This is a genomic window from Undibacterium sp. SXout7W (genome assembly GCF_049339385.1).
Classification (GTDB): Bacteria; Pseudomonadota; Gammaproteobacteria; order Burkholderiales; family Burkholderiaceae_D; genus Undibacterium.
On the sequence record NZ_JBMPPF010000001.1, the window covers coordinates 288,065 to 305,977 of the forward strand.

At 49.2% G+C, this 17,913-nt stretch carries 15 protein-coding genes; 3 read left to right on the top strand and 12 right to left on the bottom strand.

Annotated features, from left to right (window positions below; translation table 11 throughout):
* Positions 1-169 precede the first annotated feature (169 nt).
* Both ACO0LB_RS01280 and hemN read left to right on the top strand, forming a co-directional pair.
* Complete coding sequence (locus tag ACO0LB_RS01280; RefSeq protein WP_423045686.1) at positions 170-2,536, top strand: TonB-dependent hemoglobin/transferrin/lactoferrin family receptor; 2,367 nt, start codon at positions 170-172, stop codon at positions 2,534-2,536.
* Between the two features lie 126 nt (positions 2,537-2,662).
* Positions 2,663-4,060: an oxygen-independent coproporphyrinogen III oxidase gene (gene hemN / locus ACO0LB_RS01285; protein WP_423045688.1), complete on the top strand. Its 1,398-nt coding sequence runs from the start codon at positions 2,663-2,665 to the stop codon at positions 4,058-4,060.
* A gap of 134 nt (positions 4,061-4,194) precedes the next feature.
* Here the strand turns inward: hemN and ACO0LB_RS01290 are convergent, their stop codons facing one another.
* The 11 genes from ACO0LB_RS01290 to ACO0LB_RS01340 form a co-directional block, all read right to left on the bottom strand.
* Positions 4,195-5,406, bottom strand: coding sequence for an HPP family protein (locus ACO0LB_RS01290; protein ID WP_423045690.1), 1,212 nt, complete (start codon positions 5,404-5,406; stop codon positions 4,195-4,197).
* Positions 5,407-5,759: 353 nt separating this feature from the next.
* On the bottom strand, positions 5,760-6,095 hold the full coding sequence (locus ACO0LB_RS01295; RefSeq protein ID WP_423045692.1) for a c-type cytochrome: 336 nt from the start codon (positions 6,093-6,095) through the stop codon (positions 5,760-5,762).
* Between the two features lie 55 nt (positions 6,096-6,150).
* Complete coding sequence (locus tag ACO0LB_RS01300) at positions 6,151-7,890, bottom strand: cytochrome D1 domain-containing protein (protein WP_423045694.1); 1,740 nt, start codon at positions 7,888-7,890, stop codon at positions 6,151-6,153.
* Positions 7,891-8,084: 194 nt separating this feature from the next.
* The gene (locus ACO0LB_RS01305) at positions 8,085-10,007 is read right to left on the bottom strand and encodes a nitric oxide reductase activation protein NorD (RefSeq protein WP_423045695.1); all 1,923 of its coding nucleotides are present in this window, start codon (positions 10,005-10,007) and stop codon (positions 8,085-8,087) included.
* Positions 10,008-10,057: 50 nt separating this feature from the next.
* Complete coding sequence (locus ACO0LB_RS01310; RefSeq protein ID WP_423045697.1) at positions 10,058-11,068, bottom strand: 4Fe-4S binding protein; 1,011 nt, start codon at positions 11,066-11,068, stop codon at positions 10,058-10,060.
* On the bottom strand, positions 11,059-11,439 hold the full coding sequence (locus tag ACO0LB_RS01315) for a hypothetical protein (protein ID WP_423045698.1): 381 nt from the start codon (positions 11,437-11,439) through the stop codon (positions 11,059-11,061). Before ACO0LB_RS01315 ends, ACO0LB_RS01310 begins: the two co-directional genes overlap by 10 nt.
* 10 nt (positions 11,440-11,449) lie before the next feature.
* A complete protein-coding gene (locus tag ACO0LB_RS01320; protein WP_423045700.1) occupies positions 11,450-12,268 on the bottom strand; it encodes a CbbQ/NirQ/NorQ/GpvN family protein in 819 nt (272 codons plus the stop codon).
* A gap of 50 nt (positions 12,269-12,318) precedes the next feature.
* On the bottom strand, positions 12,319-12,570 hold the full coding sequence (locus ACO0LB_RS01325; protein WP_423045702.1) for a cytochrome C oxidase subunit IV family protein: 252 nt from the start codon (positions 12,568-12,570) through the stop codon (positions 12,319-12,321).
* A gap of 40 nt (positions 12,571-12,610) precedes the next feature.
* The gene (locus tag ACO0LB_RS01330) at positions 12,611-13,222 is read right to left on the bottom strand and encodes a cytochrome c oxidase subunit 3 family protein (protein ID WP_423045704.1); all 612 of its coding nucleotides are present in this window, start codon (positions 13,220-13,222) and stop codon (positions 12,611-12,613) included.
* 41 nt (positions 13,223-13,263) lie between these two features.
* Positions 13,264-14,643, bottom strand: a complete 1,380-nt coding sequence (locus tag ACO0LB_RS01335; protein WP_423045706.1) for a cbb3-type cytochrome c oxidase subunit I — start codon at positions 14,641-14,643, stop codon at positions 13,264-13,266.
* Between the two features lie 134 nt (positions 14,644-14,777).
* A complete protein-coding gene (locus ACO0LB_RS01340) occupies positions 14,778-15,203 on the bottom strand; it encodes a c-type cytochrome (protein ID WP_423045708.1) in 426 nt (141 codons plus the stop codon).
* Between the two features lie 379 nt (positions 15,204-15,582).
* On the opposite strand from ACO0LB_RS01340, the gene ACO0LB_RS01345 reads away from it, so the two are divergent.
* A complete protein-coding gene (locus ACO0LB_RS01345) occupies positions 15,583-15,846 on the top strand; it encodes a DUF2249 domain-containing protein (protein ID WP_423045710.1) in 264 nt (87 codons plus the stop codon).
* A 1,182-nt stretch (positions 15,847-17,028) separates the two neighbouring features.
* Here ACO0LB_RS01345 and ACO0LB_RS01350 read toward each other — a convergent pair.
* Positions 17,029-17,904, bottom strand: coding sequence for a hypothetical protein (locus ACO0LB_RS01350; protein WP_423045712.1), 876 nt, complete (start codon positions 17,902-17,904; stop codon positions 17,029-17,031).
* Positions 17,905-17,913 lie beyond the last annotated feature (9 nt).

Consider the following 17,913-nt stretch of genomic DNA (forward strand, 5'->3'; position numbering starts at 1 on the left):
CCTTCAAGAGTTCTGATACGGCAGAAAACATGCGCAGGTTCTGGAATGCTCAATGAGGTAAAGGGCGCTCGCGCCTAGTTCCAACAGGCTAGTTCGCTAGCCAGAATGCGTATTGACCATCTGATGTCAGTGTTTAGACTGACGTTATTTCTTCTTCGCCGGATTGTTCATGAAAACGCCTACTGGTTTATTTACTCCGTTTTTTCCATCACCCCGCAGACTCAGTGTATTGATCGCTCTGATCTGTGCCGGCAGCAATTCTGTACTGGCACAGACCAGTAATCGAGAGATACCGGCACCAGTAGTTTTAACCACTTCAGAAGCACCAACAGTACCAACAGCACCGAAGGCGCCAATACTGCTGGCTGCACTGCCAGCCCAGATTGTCGTGATCAGCGGTGCTCGCTATGAACAGTTCATCGAAAATTTGCCATTGTCGATGGATGTCATCAGCCGTGATCAGCTTGATAGCGGCAATATCGCCGATATTCATGATCTGGCGAAAAACCTGCCGAATGTGTCTGTCAAACGTGCGCCCGCCCGCTTTACGGTGACCGGTGTTGGCAATGCGACCGGGCGCGACGACAATGCAGGGTTCAATATTCGCGGACAAGATGGTAATCGCGTATTGATGCTGATTGATGGAGTTCGTTTGCCACGCAGCTATATCAACGGCAGTAATGCGTTTGGCCGCGATTCCCTGTCGCTGGATCTGATCCGTCAGGTAGAAATTGTACGAGGCCCGGCATCGGTGTTGTATGGCTCCGATGGGCTCGCAGGACTGGTCAACTTTATTACGCTGGAACCTGCCGATATTCTGGGACGCCAGGGAGAGGCAAAGCGTAATGTTGGTGGCAAACTTTCATTCGCCTATAACGGCGATAACAAAAATTTTACGCTCGGTACCACGCTGGCAAGCCGCATCACGCCACAACTCGAAGGCTTGCTCAGTATCAGTGCCAATCATGCTGGCGCCATGCAAAACATGGGCAATGATAATCTTGCCAATATCGACAGAACGACTCCCAATCCACATACCGATCATGGACAATCGCTATTGGCGAAACTCGTATTTCAACCTGATGCACGTCAAAAGCATGTATTGACGCTGGAGCATGTCGATAAAGAGAGTGACGATGAATTGCTCTCCAGCCGCGCCAAATTGCCCTATACGTCAGCGTCGGCGGTCAGTGGCGAAAACGCCAGCAAGAAGATGACGCGTGACCGTATCTTGCTCACCGACCGTTATACGCTTGCTGTACCGTATGCCGATCATCTGCAAACCTCTGTGAGTTTTCAGGATACCCAGTCACGTGAATATGGAGTCACGCACCGCAATGCATTGGCAGATCGGATACGTGATGTCAGCTATGGTGAACGTAGCTGGCAACTGAATATTCAGGCAGATAAATTATGGACGATGTCACCATCGTGGTCGCAACGACTCAGTTACGGTATCGATCTGGCACGTGCAGATATCAGTAACATGTTCGATGGCGTTGATCCTGGCAATGTTGATTTTGTTCCGAGAAAATATTTTCCTGATACCCGCGATTCCAGTCAGGCTGTGTATTTGCAAAGCGAAATGTTTATCGGTCAATGGATTATTACACCAGGTGTCCGGTTTGACCGTTTCGATCTTGATGTCAGCAGTCAGGCTGGATTTGCGCCACCGGCCAAGACACCCGCCAAATCTTTATCGGGTTCTGCTGTGTCACCCAAGCTGGGTGCAGTGTATCGCCTGACGCCGGACTGGAATCTGTTTGCGCATTATGCCGGCGGCTTCCGTGCGCCGAATGCCCAGCAGATCAACGGTGTATTCGATAGCACGACCGTACCTGCCGTTTTATTATCCAACCCAGATCTGAAACCTGAAAAAAGCAGGAATGTGGAGATTGGTATTCGTGCCATGCTCGACAGACTCAGTCTGGATGTCGCGGTATTCAAAGGTAAGTATGACAATTTGATTATTGATAAAAAACCTTTGGGCGGCAAAGGCATTATCGGTGATCCGGCGATTTTCCAGACGGTGAATGTGGACAAGGCGACGATCAGTGGCTTTGAGATCAAGGGCAGTATGCAGTGGGGCGAATTTGCCGGTGGCAAAGTCAGTACACCGTTTTCGTATGGCATCACACATGGCAGCGACGACAGCACGGGTTTGCCGCTCAATGCGATTGATCCGGCCAAAATCAGCATCGGTATCAGCTATGCCCGACACGACTGGGATGTACGTTTGCTGGCATTACATCAGGACGCCAAAATGGCAACTGATCTGGATAGTCCTTACCTGCCCAAACCGGCAACACCACCACGTGTTGCCCAGTTCACCATCCCGTCGGCGTTGACGCTGGATTTGTCTGGGCAATGGCGGGTGCAGAAAAATCTGCGTATCAACGCCAGTATCCGTAATCTGACCAACAAAAAATACTGGAACTGGTCAGATGTGCAGGGGTTGGCCGCCAGTTCAGTCGTGACAGACGCGTATACGCAGCCGGGGCGGCATATGGATGTATCATTGATCATGGATTTTTGACACATTTCTGACGCCAATGGCGGCGACGGATTATTGATATAGATCCACATCCCGCGCCGTTGCTTGCCTACAATAGCGCTATTGATCTGCTACAGAACCGCAGAAAGAATGCACAGAGAGAATGTTATGAGCACAGTACAGCCAATCGATGAGATTGAGTTATCCGAAGAATTAATTCGCAAATTTGATAAATCTGGTCCTCGTTATACGTCATATCCGACGGCAGATCGTTTTCATACCGATTTTACGGAACAGAATTATCTGCATTATCTGGAGCAACGTGCCGGTAAAACAGATAACCCGCCTTTGTCGCTGTATTTTCATCTGCCGTTTTGTGAGTCGCTTTGTTATTTCTGCGCCTGTAACAAGATCATCACGCAAGACCATAGCCGCACGACGGAGTATTTGCGTTATCTGGAAAAAGAAATTCAGATGGTGGCATCCCGCATCGGGCCTGATAGAAAGACCGTGCAATTGCATCTGGGAGGCGGTTCTCCAACATTTTTCAGTTCAGATGAGTTACGTCAGTTGATGGCGATGATACGTCAGCATTTTACTTTTACTGATGATGCGGAACTGGGGGTGGAAATTGATCCGCGTACCGTCAAACCAGAAACTCTGTCCGTATTGGCAGAGCTGGGATTTAACCGCAACAGCTTTGGCGTGCAGGATTTTAACCCCGCCGTACAGCAGGCCGTTAATCGCATCCAGCCATTTGAAATGGTCGAGGCAGCAGTCACCGAGAGCCGTAAAAAGCAATTCCAGTCTGTGAACGCTGATTTGATTTACGGTCTGCCCAAACAGACGATGGTCAGTTTCAGTCAGACACTGGATCATTTGATTCAGCTGGCACCAGACCGGATCGCCCTGTATAACTATGCGCATCTGCCTAGTCGTTTCAAGGCACAGAGGCAGATTATTTCTGCTGATTTGCCAAGTGCAGAAGAGCGCTTGCAGATTTTTATGATGTCCACACGCCGTTTGCTGGATGCGGGTTATGTGTATATCGGCCTCGATCATTTTTCCAAGCCAGATGATGAGCTGAACAAGGCACGTCAGGATCAGAGTCTGCACCGAAACTTTCAAGGTTATACCACTCGCGCTGAATGTGATTTGATTGGCTTTGGCGTGTCATCGATCGGCAAGGTCGGCCATTCGTACAGCCAGTCGGTGCGCACCATCAAGGAATATTATCAATTGCTGGATGCCGGACATTTACCGGTAGAAAAAGGCATTGCGCTGGACAAAGATGATCTGTTGCGCCGTGACATCATCATGACCCTGATGTGCAGTATGCCGCTACAACTGGATGACATCAACCGCGTCTATGAGATTGATTTCAATCAGTATTTTGCAGAAGAGCTGGCACAATTGCAGCAGTATGAAGACGTTGGTTTTATCACGGTGGATGCAGATGCGATTCGCGTCACTGCAAAAGGCCGCTTGTTTGTCCGTGCCGTTGCCATGGTGTTTGACAAATATCTGAAAAAAGTCACGACGGCAACGTATTCCAAGTTGATTTGAGATGACCAGTGGCGGCGGGTGATGCTTGTTAAGCGCGGCTGCGATTGACGAACGCATCGATGTTCAACTGTTTGCATGTTGTTGCCGTAGTCGTGAAACGAAAGCCCGCCTTGTCTTGTCTGTGCGGGATTTTTTTAACTGACAGTTTCGGTTTTTATTTCTGTATCGCTGAGTTTGCCGCGATACAGCGCAGCGATCAGATCTGATTGCGTCAGCATGCCGATCAGACGTCTCTCATCATCCACGATGGGAATATGATGCAGCCCCTTATCAGACAATAAGGGCACTAATTCCACGATATGCATATCATGACGCGCGGTCTTGACGGGCTGCGTCATGATTTGCCCAACCACTTCGGGTTTGCTGGAATGTAGTTCGCGGGTACGGCGTATCAGCTGACGCAGTTTTTCGTCGAATTTTTCATAAACATCCAGATTGGCATTCTTCATAAAGTCTACCAGCGTTACGATACCAATCACGCGACGGGCACGGTCGGTTACCGGTAAGGCTTTGATTCTGTGTTGGCGCAACAATGTCCAGGCATCTTCCAGCGTGGTGCCGAACTCTGCCGTAATCACATCGCGGGACATGACATCGCTACACATAATCTCGCCGAAGCGGCGGCGGTAGGCATGCATTTCGGTTTGCAGGAACAGTGATTCCAGATCATCACGGCTGACATCCAGTACCTGATTGTATCGTTGAAGCACTTCATCCAGATCGCGCGAGCTAAAGCCCAGACGGTCAATCGGACGGGCATCCGCAGTACCGTGGGTGCCGCTGTGATCTGGCTGCGAAGCATGCGGATAACGTCGTCCTGTTGCGTTGTTATAGGCCAGAGCAAACAGCATCAGTAACAAGGAGTTGAGCAGAACGGGGAAGACGACGAACTGATACCCCAGTCCAAGGATGACCGGGCCGCCTAATACGGCTGTCAGCGCGACTGCGCCGCCCGGAGGGTGCAGGCAGCGGGAGAAAAACATCGCTCCTACCGCAAGGCTGGTGGCAATCGCTGCCGTCATCATGGAGGCACCCAGAAAATGTGTGCAGGTGACGCCCACCAGTGCGGAGATCATATTGCCGCCGACGATAGACCACGGTTGTGCCAGCGGGCTGGAAGGCACACCAAACAGCAAGACAGCCGAAGCGCCGATCGGTGCCAGCAACATGGGGACGCGGAAAACAGAGCCCAGCATGAACTGGGTCGCCAGCCCTGTCAGTAATAAGCCTGCCAGCATTCCGGCGCAGGCGCGCAGACGTTCCAGATGGCTGATACTCATACCAGCAGGTAAAAAAGTCCTGAGCCAGGCGAGACTCATTTCCAATAAAGACCATTTTCTACGCATGATCAGGCATCAGTGGATATAAAAGTGAAAGTGTACAGGAGCTGCATTATTTTGGTGCGTGCGATGGGGTGCTGAGAGGTTCATGCCAGCTCATTCACCTTCAATATAGCAAGCTACCAATTTCAGTAATTTCAGCAATGTCAGCAATTGCTGCAGACGTACGAGCTGCAAGCATCGTGCTTACTTTTTCAATCGAGTCTGATTGCTATACGACGAAAAAGGCGCACCGCTGTTGCGAGCGGTGCGCCTTGTTTTTGTGGGGCGATTGATTAAAGCCTATGCATCAGGGCTTGTTTATCAGAATAACGAGCAGTCTGATGAACAATCTGATGCGCCTGTGACTCAAACCCGATTCAGTTGGTCGTCAGCACATATTCCGCCATCGTTTTGATATCCGCATCGTTGACTTTCGGGCCATTGGCAGGCATAGGAATAGGACCCCAGACGCCGCTGCCGCCTTCCTTGATTTTTTTCGATAACAAGGCGACGGCATCGGCATTACCTTTATATTTTTTTGCGACTTCCTGAAAAGCCGGGCCAAGGACTTTCTTATCAACACCATGACATGCCATGCAGCCATTTTTCTGGGTCAGTTCTGCACCTGTCGCGGCATACGAAGAACTGGCCGTAAAGGCAAGTGCTGCGACACCAATAGCGGTAGCGAATGCCAGTGCGGATGGATATTTCATGCTGATCTCCTTCTTCTGTATTAGGTTCGTATCAAATGTGATGTCATCATGTGTCTTAATACACGTCGTGCTGTGTATTGTTGATGTTGAATTTACCCGTTGGTGTGATCAGCTTAGGATCTTTGATCACTGCCTTCAGTTTGCGGGTCTTATCGTCTACCACGACAATCGCTGATTCTTTATCTTTGGCGCTCCATACCGAGAACCAGACTTCATCACCGGCTTTATTGTATTCAGGCTGTACGATACGTTTAGCACCTTCACCCAGACCGGCCCATTCTGCGATCGGCAATGTGACATATCCTTTTTCAAAGTGATCAATATCAAAGACTGCAACCGACTGACTCAGTTTGGTATCCGGATTTAAAGGCGTATCCACCCACAGGTTTTTGGATTTTGGATGTGTTTTGATGAACAGCGAGCCACCGCCCTGACCTTTGATGGTGTCAACGACTTTCCATGCCTGTGCTTTATGTTTGACAGGATCTGTACCGATCATGGAGATACTTTCGTCACCCAGATGGCTGGTTGCCCAGACGGGGCCAAATTTTGGATGAACGAAGTTAGCGCCACGACCTGGATGCGGTGTCTTGCCGACATCGACAATAGCTGCCATTTTGTCTTCTTTGGTATCGACAACCGCGATTTTGTTGGAGGCATTGGCGGCGACCAGGAAATAACGGCCAGTCGAATCCAGACCACCATCATGCAGGAATTTAGCCGCATCCAGCGTTGTCATTTTCAGGTTGTTGATGTCTTTGTAGTCGACCAGCATGATCTTGCCGGTTTCTTTGGCATTGACGACAAACTCAGGACGATAATGCGAAGCCACAATGGATGCCACGCGCGGCTCAGGATGGTATTCATTATCGACTGTCATGCCACGGGTAGAGACAATTTTCAGTGGTTTGAGTGTATCGCCTTCCATGATCACAAATTGCGGTGGCCAGTAATCGCCAGCGATGGCGTACTTATCTTCAAAGCCCTTGAATTTTGATGTTTCGATAGAGCGTGCTTCCAGACCGACTTTCATTTCAGCGACGGTATCTGGTTTTTCCATCCATAGATCAATCAGGTTGATGCGTGCATCACGGCCAATCACGAACAGATAACGACCGGAAGCCGAGGTACGCGAGATATGAACTGCATATCCAGTTTTAACGATATTGATGATTTTTTTGGTATCGCCGTCAATTAACGCCACTTCGCCGGAATCGCGCAGGGTGGTGGAGAAGATATTGGCAATATTGTAGTTGTTCATCTTTTTGAGCGGGCGCTTGGCAACAGGAATGACTTCTTTCCAGGTTGCCATCATGTCCTTGATACTGAACTCAGGCGGAACGGGTGGCTCTTGCTGAATATAGCGCGCCATCAGATCGACTTCTTTATCTGATAAATCGCCAGATGTACCCCAGTTCGGCATGCCGGCAGGAGAGCCGTAATTGATAAAGATTTTCAGGTAATCAGTACCTTTGTCGAGAGTGATATCGGGTGTCAGTGCCTTACCCGTGGCTCCTTTGCGCAACACGCCGTGGCAACCGGCACAACGCTGGAAGTAAATTTGTTTACCTGCCTCAAACTCCGCTTTTGTCATTGGCGGCGCTTTTGGATTGATGTTCTGATGCATGGCTTCGCTTGCCAGCGGAGATCCACCAGCCTGGTATTTCAGTTCCGCAGCACCGTGTGTTTTATCTTCTTTTTTTTCTTCTGCGTACACGATACCTGTTGCCAAAGGGAGCGCTGCGAGTAAGGCAACTAAAGGACGCATCAAAGGTAGTGTGAATCTTGATTTCATGTTGTATTTCCCCTCTTGGTTGATGAACAATATAACAAGCCTACGCTGGCCTATCGGGAAAATCCTTGATGGTTATCAAGATGAAAAAGGACTTGGATATTGTCTGTGCCAGATCAATGCCTGTTCCGATTTTGTTTGTTTTTGCCCACCGGATCACAAACATGACTTGCCAGTGCCGTAATAGTGTTAACGCGTTAATGCGCTGTCAGTTGCATATACAGACGAGGTAATACTTGCGGTAATTCAGCGGCGTTCTTGACGACCACAAAACCGTTGTGACCAAATAAATGCGGCAGATAATCTCCGGCTTTCTCATCGACGGTAACGCAAAATGGTGTTAATCCAAGACGTCGTGCTTCTTGTATGGCGACACGGGTATCTTCTATGCCATAGCGGCCTTCGTACTGATCCAGATCATTTGGTTTTCCATCGGTCAAGATCAAGAGCAAGCGACGACTGGTTTTTTGTTGATTCAAAATTGCGGCAGTATGACGCAGCGCGGTACCCATACGAGTGTAATAGCCGGGCTTCAGCGCTTGCAGGCGACCGCGTATCTGATCGTCATAGCGCTCATCAAAACCTTTGAGCAGATGGCAGCGGACATGTTCACGACGGACAGAAGAAAATCCATACAAGGCAAATTTGTCACCAGTAGCGGCCAGCGCTTCGCTGAACAGGAACAGGCTGTCACGTATCACATCAATAACGCGTGCCGAATTGCTGACCCAGGCATCCGTAGACAATGACAGGTCCGCCAGCAGCAAGCAGGACAGATCGCGTAACTGTCGCCGGGTATCGATATACAAGCCCGGACTAGCGACCGGAATTCCGCAGTTTTTTTCAGAGGCAAAACGCACGCAGGCATCCAGATCAAGATCATGACCGTCTGCCTGTGCCCGCAGACGTGTATGTTGCGGTGTCAGTGACTGGAATTGCTGACGAAGGCGGCGTGCGCTGGCACGTAGCACCGGTGGTAATGGGCAAGCGATGGCATCTCTGGCGAGCAGCATCTGGACCCGGCAATGTGCAGGCAATAGTTGTTGTTTGCGGTAATGCCATTCCGGATACAAAATACCGTCTGCCAGCACCAGATCATCGTCGGCTTCTGCTGGCAGATCGAGATCGAAGCGTACACGGCTGGCAGTCGTTTTTCCATCCTGAGCAAGACTTAAAAAATCCAGATCATTTGCCGCTTTTTGCGCATCCTCATTATCATCCTCGTCGAGTGGTCGATCGACCTTCACAAATTCCGCCCACGAGAACAGGCTTTCTGCCCGGAACAACAACATAAACGGACTTTTGCTGTCGGGCATGGCCACATTTTCGGCACGTCGTTTGCGCGCCTCCTGGTCTTTTTTTGTCGTGTTATTTTCTGGTTGTTGCGGTTGCAGGCGACTGGCTTTCTTACTTTGCCCCATGGCCGATGGCGGATTCGGATGTAGCCATAACATGACCGGTGCGCAGGGTTTGCGTCCGGGCGTGTAGTTTGTCACGCTGCCGGGGTCCCGCAATGCCTGACGCACTATACGTTCTGCCCGTGCCTCTTGTGCTGGCAGAGTCGAAGGAAGAGGGCGTAGCGCCAGCGTGGCTTCTACCAATCGTTGATAACGTGAACGCAGACCCGGCAAGTGTGACAGTACGCTCAGACTTGCCTGCTGATTTCGGATGATCCAGCTCGTATCCTGACAGCTGTCCTCGTTGTTGCCAGGATTGTTGCCAGGATTGTCTCTACTGGTGCTGCTATAAGTGCCATTCTGAGTATTATTAGGGGTATCGCTATGAGCAGATAAAGCGAGTAGCCACAGATATAAATCGCGGTTCAGTTCTATATCTGGAAAGTATTCTATCCAGGCTGGCAGATGCAAGGTCTGCTCATCTGCCCATGCCAGCTCAGTTTTTTCTCCGGTACCGGCAATCCTTTCCAGCCAGTGACGCCGCGCACCGTGACTGCTGGTGCTGCCTGCCTGTATATTCAGTCCGGCATCACCACCCAGCGCACGAAAAAAAACCGGCGCTATTTTGGCGATCTGCCCCAGTTCCACACGCGCTTCAGGATAGCCACGATAGGCGACACGGGTAATCAGTTTGTCCCATAAACCACCGATATATTCTTCCATTACTTACTTTCTGTATTGATTATCTGACTGATCTGGACATGATTCATGATTTACTCTTGCGGCGAGCGGGTATCATCGCGGATCAGTTTGATTTGTATCGTTCTGGCCTGACTGCCGGTGAGCGCGGCTTCAGATTCGGCTCTGGCATGATGTACCCAAGTCAGCAAGCTGCCATCCGGGTTATCGCTCTGAGTTTGATGGCAGGCATCCAGACATTGACCGCATTGGACACAGGCAAACATCATGCGCTTGACGCTACGCGGTTGTAGTCGCATAGGGCAGACGTGGTCGCAGGCAGAGAAACAACTTGAACAGTCTTTGGCGCGTTCGCGCTGAAAACCAACCACCATCGCGCTATCGTTTGCCACCCATGCCAGACTTTGAAAAAGTCCGACGGCGCAGGCATAGCGGCAGAACAGATGACGCGCAAACATGAATTCGATAAAAAAGGCCAGACTCGCCACGCTCAGAAAGATAGTCTGATTGCGGGTCAGTGTGGCATGCCAGATATTGCTATAAATTTCGGCTGGCGGCAGCAGATATGTCAGTAACACCACTGCCCATAAAACGGAACACAGAATAACCAGCGGTATGACTCCCAGCCACCAGATCGGATCGGCTTTAATGCGACTGCCATCGGGATTTTGTTCGGATAATTTTTCCTGATCCCACAGACTTTGTTTGCCAATGGCACGTCGCAATGTTTGATTGATCGTTTCTACAATAGAGAAATGTGGGCACAACCAGCCGCAATATAGCCGACCCCATTTCCAGCTGACATAGATCAGTAATGCGCCTGCAGTCAGCACTGGCAAAAAGACGCGCCATAATAATGTGAGTGCTGCTTCTGTTGCATTGTTATTACCTGATGCCTGCGTATTTAAACCAAGCGTCCAGTCCATGCCAAAAAAAATGAAATGATGCAGATGTAAATCCAGCCGGAAAATATCAAATACGGGCGCCAGAACGAACAACAAAAAAAAGCTGCTCTGCGTGATTTGGCGCCAGCGCTGCACCCGAATACCTGACAGGCCGCGATGTAGTTTTCTTTTTACTTCCATCGCTGACTTCCCGGAAGAAAATAGATATAAGGCTGCCCCGCCATGGCGCGTGACAAACCGAATACACCCAACAAAATGAATAGAGAGTGACAGCAAATAAAATACAGTATCAATACAACCCAGGTCATCGGAGACTGGAAGCCACCCAAAGCGATGATGATCACTGTCACCAGCAGTAACAAGGTTCCGGCCCAGAGGCTGGCAAAGATCGTTTGCCGGAGATGGCAACGTGCCAGAGTGGATATCCGATCCCGGTGTTGATGCGCGAGCCACAACAGCATGACAAAAGCGAATCCTGGCAAGAGCAGCAGATTGAGCAGATACAAAAGTTCTGCCTCGATTGCAATACGACGGTCCGCTGGATCACTCATGATGCTCTTGTCACTTACCAAAACTGGCTTTGATGACTTCGTATAAAGCGGCGATGGTGTCGGCATCATCACTCAGCGGTTCTGCCATAGCAGCCTTGCATGCCATCACCGGGTCACACCCAGCCTGAATTAAGGTAGCGGCATAGACCAGCAGACGTGTTGACGCGGCTTCTTCCAGATCATGATGTCTGAGCTGGCGGAATTGATTCGCCAGATGCACCAATCGGCGCGCCATGTCACTGTCAATGCCACTTTCTGCCATCAATATCTGTTGCTCCTGTGCTGCTGCCGGATAATCAAACTGAATGGCGATGAAGCGCTGGCGCGTGGAGGGTTTCAGATTTTTCAGTAAATTCTGATAGCCGGGGTTATAAGAAACAACCAGCATGAATTCTTCCGGTGCTTGTAATTCTTCACCTGTGCGCTCAATAGGCAGAATCCGCCTGTCATCGGTCAGTGGATGCAGAACCACGGTCGTGTCTTTGCGTGCTTCGACAATCTCATCCAGGTAGCAGATTCCACCTTGCCGGACTGCGCGTGTCAGCGGCCCATCAGACCACAAGGTCTGGCCATCACCGATCAGATGGCGACCCACCAGATCTGCAGAGGTCAGATCATCGTGGCAGGCGACGGTGATCAGTGGGCGCATTAATCTGGCAGCCATGTGTGCCACGAAGCGGGTTTTGCCGCAACCGGTTGGCCCTTTGATCAGCAATGGCAACTGGTGCTGATAGGCATATTCAAACAGCGCGCATTCGTTTCCCACAGGCTGGTAAAACGGGATTTTTGTGTCATCGGCCAAAAAATTGTGTGGAGTCAGGTCATTCATGATGTGTTTTCAGAGCGGATATGGAGTGAGTCGGCAACGTTGTCGTATACTTATAAAAAACTGAGGCTGATGCCACCAATGACGATGAATAGCCAGCCAAAAACGATGGCACGCCACGGACCGGCGACGTAACGCAAGCCCATATAGCGATCAATGATGATTTCACCTTTGATCAATGCGATCAGCAGGACAGAAAATACAAATACGGTTTTGGGTAATCCACAGTAAGCAGATGCCACGCTGGATGCGGTCAGCAGTAGGAGCGCCAGCCAGTACCATGTTGCTGCTTTCGTATTGTTCATCGTGTCTCCTGATCAAAGTGACGCTTTGCGGATGCAGAGTTCAGTGCAAGACATACACCAGTGGAAATAAAATAATCCAGACCAGATCAACCATATGCCAGTAGGCCGCAGCGGTTTCGGCACCGTGGTAATCACCTGAGTGGTAAGCGCCTTTCCATGCTTTCAGTGCGACGGCACCGAGAATGATCATGCCAAGAATGACATGCATGAAATGGAAAAAAGCCAAAAACAGATAAAACATATAAAACAGGTTGGTCGACATGCTGATTCCAGCCTGTATTTTGTTGGCGAATTCCAATAACTTGAGCACGACAAAAAACAGTCCGCAGCTCATCGCTGCCATCAGCCAGAAAGAAGCGATTCTTGCGGCATCGTGTCGTATTGCATTGATCGCACGGACTACAAAATAACTGCTGGTAATCAGTAATAAGGTATTGACTGCGCCACTGACTCTGTCGAGTTCTGATTGTGAAGCGTTAAACATTGCTACATGCCGTGAACGCGTGTAGGCATACGCTAAAAAAAAGATGCCGAACACCAGCAGTTCGGCAAGAATGAAGCACCACATGGCCAGATCACCAGGCAATGCTGGTTTGCCGCCAGCAATGTCGGTCTGATGTAGGGCGTGCCCGATATGTAACTCTGTTTGCATAACTCAAACGCCTGATTTACATCAGGCGTTGTCGGTATAGCTTAGCGTGCAGTATCGACGCTCTCGCCTTTGATGAAGAAGCTCATGATGTAGAGCAGCAGACCAATCAGGAAAATCACCCCCGACCCCAGACGCAACCAGTAAAAAATCACCAGTTGATCCTGTGTTGCCATGAACGACATCGGTGCTGTTGCCACACGTTGCAGCCAGACTTGCAGAATGCCCGCAGCAGTCAGGAACAGGGTAATGAAGACCATAGAAACCGTCATCAGCCAGAATGCCCACATTTCTACCACCTGCGCCTTATTGCTATTGGCGGCACGGCCACGCATGATAGGCATGGTGTAGCTGATCATGGTCAGTACCACCATTGCATAGGCACCATAGAACGCCATATGACCATGCGCTGCTGTAATCTGGGTGCCGTGTGTGTAATAGTTCACCGGAGCCAGTGTATGCAGGAAGCCCCAGACGCCAGCACCCAGGAAGGCCATCACACCTGTGCCTAATGCCCATAATGTGGCAGCACGGTTAGGGTGATCGCGACGACGACGATTGACCATATTGAATGCGAATACTGTCATCATGAAGAATGGAATAGGTTCCAGTGCAGAAAACACGCTACCCCACCATTGCCAGTATTCCGGCGCACCGATCCAGTAGTAATGGTGACCTGTACCGATGATGCCGGAAATCAGTGACATCGCGATAATTACATACAACCATTTTTCGATTACTTCACGATCAACGCCCGTTACTTTAATCAAAACAAAAGCCAGCATCGCACCGAGAATCAATTCCCAGACACCCTCGACCCACAGATGTACCACCCACCACCAGTAAAACTTATCTTTGACCAGATTGCTTGGATTGTAAAAAGAAAACAGGAAAAAAATCGCCAGACCCCACAAACCCGCCAGCATCACCAGACTGATACTGGTTTTTCTTCCTTTTAATACTGTCATCGAAATATTAAACAGGAACACCAGCGCGACCAGAACAATACCAACCTTGGTTGGCAGCGGTTGCTCAAGGAATTCGCGCCCCATTGTTTGCAGCAGATCGTTGCCAGTCATACGCGCCAGATCCGCATAAGGAACAGTCAGGTAGCCAATCACTGTCAGAGCACCTGCTACCAGAAAGACCCAGAACATCAGCATCGCTAATTTAGGGCTGTGCAGTTCGCGCTCGGATTCTTCTGGCACCAGATAATATGCAGCCCCCATAAAGCCGAATAACAACCAGACGATCAACAGGTTGGTATGCACCATCCTGGCGACGTTAAAAGGAATCGCCGGAAATAAAAAATCGCCGATGATGTACTGCAGACCCATAATCAGGCCAAACAGAATTTGCCCGAGAAACAGGCCGATTGCCGCGATGAAATAGGGCTTCGCGACAGCCTGTGATTTATATTGCATAGAGTTTTCTCCGCTTAATGATGAGACTTGCCTGCCGCCCATTCCGATTCAGGAATGGAGCCCATGTCCGGTACAGCCATTGCTGTGACACGCTAAAACCAGACAAGGCAGTGATCGTTTCATAGGAACCTGAATCAACCTTCGATATTCGGAGGCCATTTATTCGTATTGATTTCAGACGAATATTTAAGGAACTCGACCAGATCGTTCAATTCCTGATCCTTCAAATGAAACTGTGGCATCTGGCGGCGACCGGGCGCGCCAGTTGGCTGCGACTGTATCCATGCCTTGATAAATTCCGGACCTCGGCGTTTATAGACATTGCCCAGCTCAGGCGCAAAATACGCACCTTCACCAAGCAGCGTATGGCAGCCGATGCAATTGCGGGTTTCCCATATTTTTTTGCCACGGGCAACACCCTCAGTCAGATTTGCACTGTTATCCTGCTTGGGCATGGTGGTCATGGTATCGAAAGTCAATCCGAGAAATAGCAGAAAGAAAAATACCGAACCGCCATAGAAAATATTCCTGGCGGTTGACTTGGTGAACGTTGAGCTCATGTCGAGTTAACCCCTTTTATTTTTTAAATCATCAGGAACCGCTGCAATCCATGACGTGATGATGGTTCCGCCACGAGGACGATGGTAGGTGCAGCGCAATATTTTTTCCTTGACTGCGGTCAACGAAAAAAAGATTGTCGAAAAGAGATCAAAATAAGTAATGTTTCCGCACAGAGTTATCGCTGAATTGACAACCATCAAGTAAATCCAGAGCCATTACCGACAGTTGGTTGAGATGGTGCCGAAATTCCGTACGATGGTGTATGCCTGATACGACGGGCTTTGCTATCTCGCAGATGACGCCAGCATGGTTTCAAGGTGCCATGACATCGACTCGTATCAGATCCATTTATCAGTTTTCATCAAAGAGGAAATGATCATGTCACATGACTGCGCGCGCCCACTGACGGCGCAAGGAATTTATGCTTTTGATGCACGCGGCGTCGCCAAACGCTTCCGGCATGCCGCTATTTTCGGAGCTCTCGCCTCTCTCGAGCCCGGCGAAACCATGCGTTTTTGCAACGACCACGACCCTATCCCGCTCTTACACCAGATCGGTGACCGTTTTGGCGACACTATAAAAATGGCATATATCTCACGCGACCCCGGCGAAATCGTGATCGATTTTCTGGTGACTGCCTGAAGCGTCGCAGTGAACAAAAGATGAGTGGCGCTGCACCTGAGGTGCCCCGCATACTCTTCATTCAATGCATTTCTAACGAGGTACTTAAGGATCGCTGTCGAAAGCAAGATGGTTTTTTCTGCTTGCTTGACTTGCACGAGTACAACTTTGAGTCATGGTTACGGTAGCAATATATATGTTGCTACCATCCGAAAATTTGCCGCGTTTTTTGGGGATTAACCTTTTATCCGTATGACTCATATGTGATGCGCGCGCAATAACGGGTTTGGATATGTCGCAGGTATTTGTTTTGGCGGTATCTGGAAGTGCCCGAACATATTCTCAACAGAAGTCAATTTCAACGAACGTTAAGATTAGAGAACAAAAAACCCGCTGTAGCCTAAGCTAGAAGCGGGTTCTTTGTACGTTTCTGAACTAGTCAGAACGCTAATCTGGGATAGGTGGAGTTGTATAATCTCTTAAAAGAGTTGCCTGTATTGGATTTTCTTTTTTTTATTTTAATTTGTACCATCATAAATACCAACAAAAATATTCTTCATAGTAAAAGCTCTTTCTATAAGGATTGGTGCTGGCAGTCCGCGAACGATGAACACTGCCCCTTCGGGGTAGTGTGTATTTTCTAGGACTTTCACTTTCCGGTAGCTGTTAAGTCAGTAGTGACTTACTTTGCAAGGCAACAAGGGAAGTGGGATGTTCCGCTTTCCTTGTTGTCCTACTTGTTGATGATTATTGAAGTACGAAGCAAACGCCGTTACCGCGACATGTTGAGATTGCGATTGTCGATACGCCTTCAACGTGACCGTGATGTGTAATAGCAAACCCATTGTCGATTGATTGGGTGATGGTCATGACTTTTAAAAGGTCGCAGAATTGTTCAAGTGTTATTTGTTTCACGTTGGCCTTACTCTTCGTTTTGTTAATTAAAATGGAATAGAACTGCATAAGTGTACTTGTTTTATTAACACTTATTGCTTACTTTTTTTTCCTTAGAAATGAGACCGGAATGTATAAGGTTGACCTGTTACGAATGTATAAGGTTGACCTGTTAAGCTGTTAAGATATTTTTGGCGCAATTGTATTCACTTTCTTAACAGGTCAAAAACCGCATGGATAAAGACTCTTGACCTGTATTAAAAAACCCAAGGAATTTCATTCCTTGAGTCGGGTACGTCATCCCCATTTCTATTCGTTTTGTGTCTCGCTTTCTGCTCTGTTTTCGCTCCTGCTTTTCTTCAGAATTTCACGCACAATACCAAGCTGCCTTGAGGCTATCTGAGCGGTTATTACCTGACCTGTCAGCAACTGATAACGGCGGGTTATTTCGCGGTTCGTCCCGTCGCTCATGCGTTCGCAAACCCAAAGGTTCATGCGCCTGTTGAGAGTCGCCTTTGCGTCCTCTTTGGTAAATACTCGCGTGAGTCTTGTTGCCCTCGTGTATTCCTCTAACTTAGAAAACACGCTGTTACGCATTTCTCTTGTCGCCTCCTCCCGCTTCTTTACCGGTTGCGACTTGAGCTGATAGCAGTCAAAGCACATCTCATCCGTCATCGCTAACGCTTTGACGATTTTCCACGTTGCCCGTCTCTCTTTACCATTAAAGTAGAATATATATTCCGCCGCCTTATGGGCGCGGGTATCGTCTCGACTAAAGGCTTCCCTAAAGCGTTCATACTTAATCGCGCCGCTCTGCTTTGGATATGCTGAGCGCAACCAACGCAGGTCGTATGTTAGCAAGTCAAATTCCTGCTCAATACTGTAAGCGGTCTTTGAGTGACTTCTGCGGGACTCTGGAGGCACTCCGGTAGCGGTCAAGACTTCAGAAAGAACGAAGGCGTTCAATCGTTGTTTTTTCCGGAACGCTGTATTAAACCGCAGTATTAGCTCTTCTTTATTCATGCTGGAAAGGGCGTTCCGCGCTTCAATTAATTTCTCTGGATTAACCTTCTTCAGTAACTTGTGTAATGGTTCAAAGGGCGGCGTACCAGAATGCTCAAACGCCCTTTCGGGCGTTTTTTCTGAGAAGTTATCCGCGCCTGTAGGTTTGGAAGTGAATGCCATTACAAGCCT

Excerpts from the sequence above, each read along its gene's own strand:
- ACO0LB_RS01325 (WP_423045702.1), bottom strand. The coding sequence starts at position 12,570 with ATGAACAATACGAAAGCAGCAACATGGTACTGGCTGGCGCTCCTACTG.
- ACO0LB_RS01340 (WP_423045708.1), bottom strand. The coding sequence starts at position 15,203 with ATGAGCTCAACGTTCACCAAGTCAACCGCCAGGAATATTTTCTATGGC.
- ACO0LB_RS01330 (WP_423045704.1), bottom strand. The coding sequence starts at position 13,222 with ATGCAAACAGAGTTACATATCGGGCACGCCCTACATCAGACCGACATT.
- ACO0LB_RS01335 (WP_423045706.1), bottom strand. The coding sequence starts at position 14,643 with ATGCAATATAAATCACAGGCTGTCGCGAAGCCCTATTTCATCGCGGCA.
- ACO0LB_RS01305 (WP_423045695.1), bottom strand. The coding sequence starts at position 10,007 with ATGGAAGAATATATCGGTGGTTTATGGGACAAACTGATTACCCGTGTC.
- ACO0LB_RS01320 (WP_423045700.1), bottom strand. The coding sequence starts at position 12,268 with ATGAATGACCTGACTCCACACAATTTTTTGGCCGATGACACAAAAATC.
- ACO0LB_RS01350 (WP_423045712.1), bottom strand. The coding sequence starts at position 17,904 with ATGGCATTCACTTCCAAACCTACAGGCGCGGATAACTTCTCAGAAAAA.
- hemN (WP_423045688.1), top strand. The coding sequence starts at position 2,663 with ATGAGCACAGTACAGCCAATCGATGAGATTGAGTTATCCGAAGAATTA.
- ACO0LB_RS01310 (WP_423045697.1), bottom strand. The coding sequence starts at position 11,068 with ATGGAAGTAAAAAGAAAACTACATCGCGGCCTGTCAGGTATTCGGGTG.
- ACO0LB_RS01300 (WP_423045694.1), bottom strand. The coding sequence starts at position 7,890 with ATGAAATCAAGATTCACACTACCTTTGATGCGTCCTTTAGTTGCCTTA.
- ACO0LB_RS01315 (WP_423045698.1), bottom strand. The coding sequence starts at position 11,439 with ATGAGTGATCCAGCGGACCGTCGTATTGCAATCGAGGCAGAACTTTTG.
- ACO0LB_RS01295 (WP_423045692.1), bottom strand. The coding sequence starts at position 6,095 with ATGAAATATCCATCCGCACTGGCATTCGCTACCGCTATTGGTGTCGCA.
- ACO0LB_RS01290 (WP_423045690.1), bottom strand. The coding sequence starts at position 5,406 with ATGCGTAGAAAATGGTCTTTATTGGAAATGAGTCTCGCCTGGCTCAGG.
- ACO0LB_RS01345 (WP_423045710.1), top strand. The coding sequence starts at position 15,583 with ATGTCACATGACTGCGCGCGCCCACTGACGGCGCAAGGAATTTATGCT.
- ACO0LB_RS01280 (WP_423045686.1), top strand. The coding sequence starts at position 170 with ATGAAAACGCCTACTGGTTTATTTACTCCGTTTTTTCCATCACCCCGC.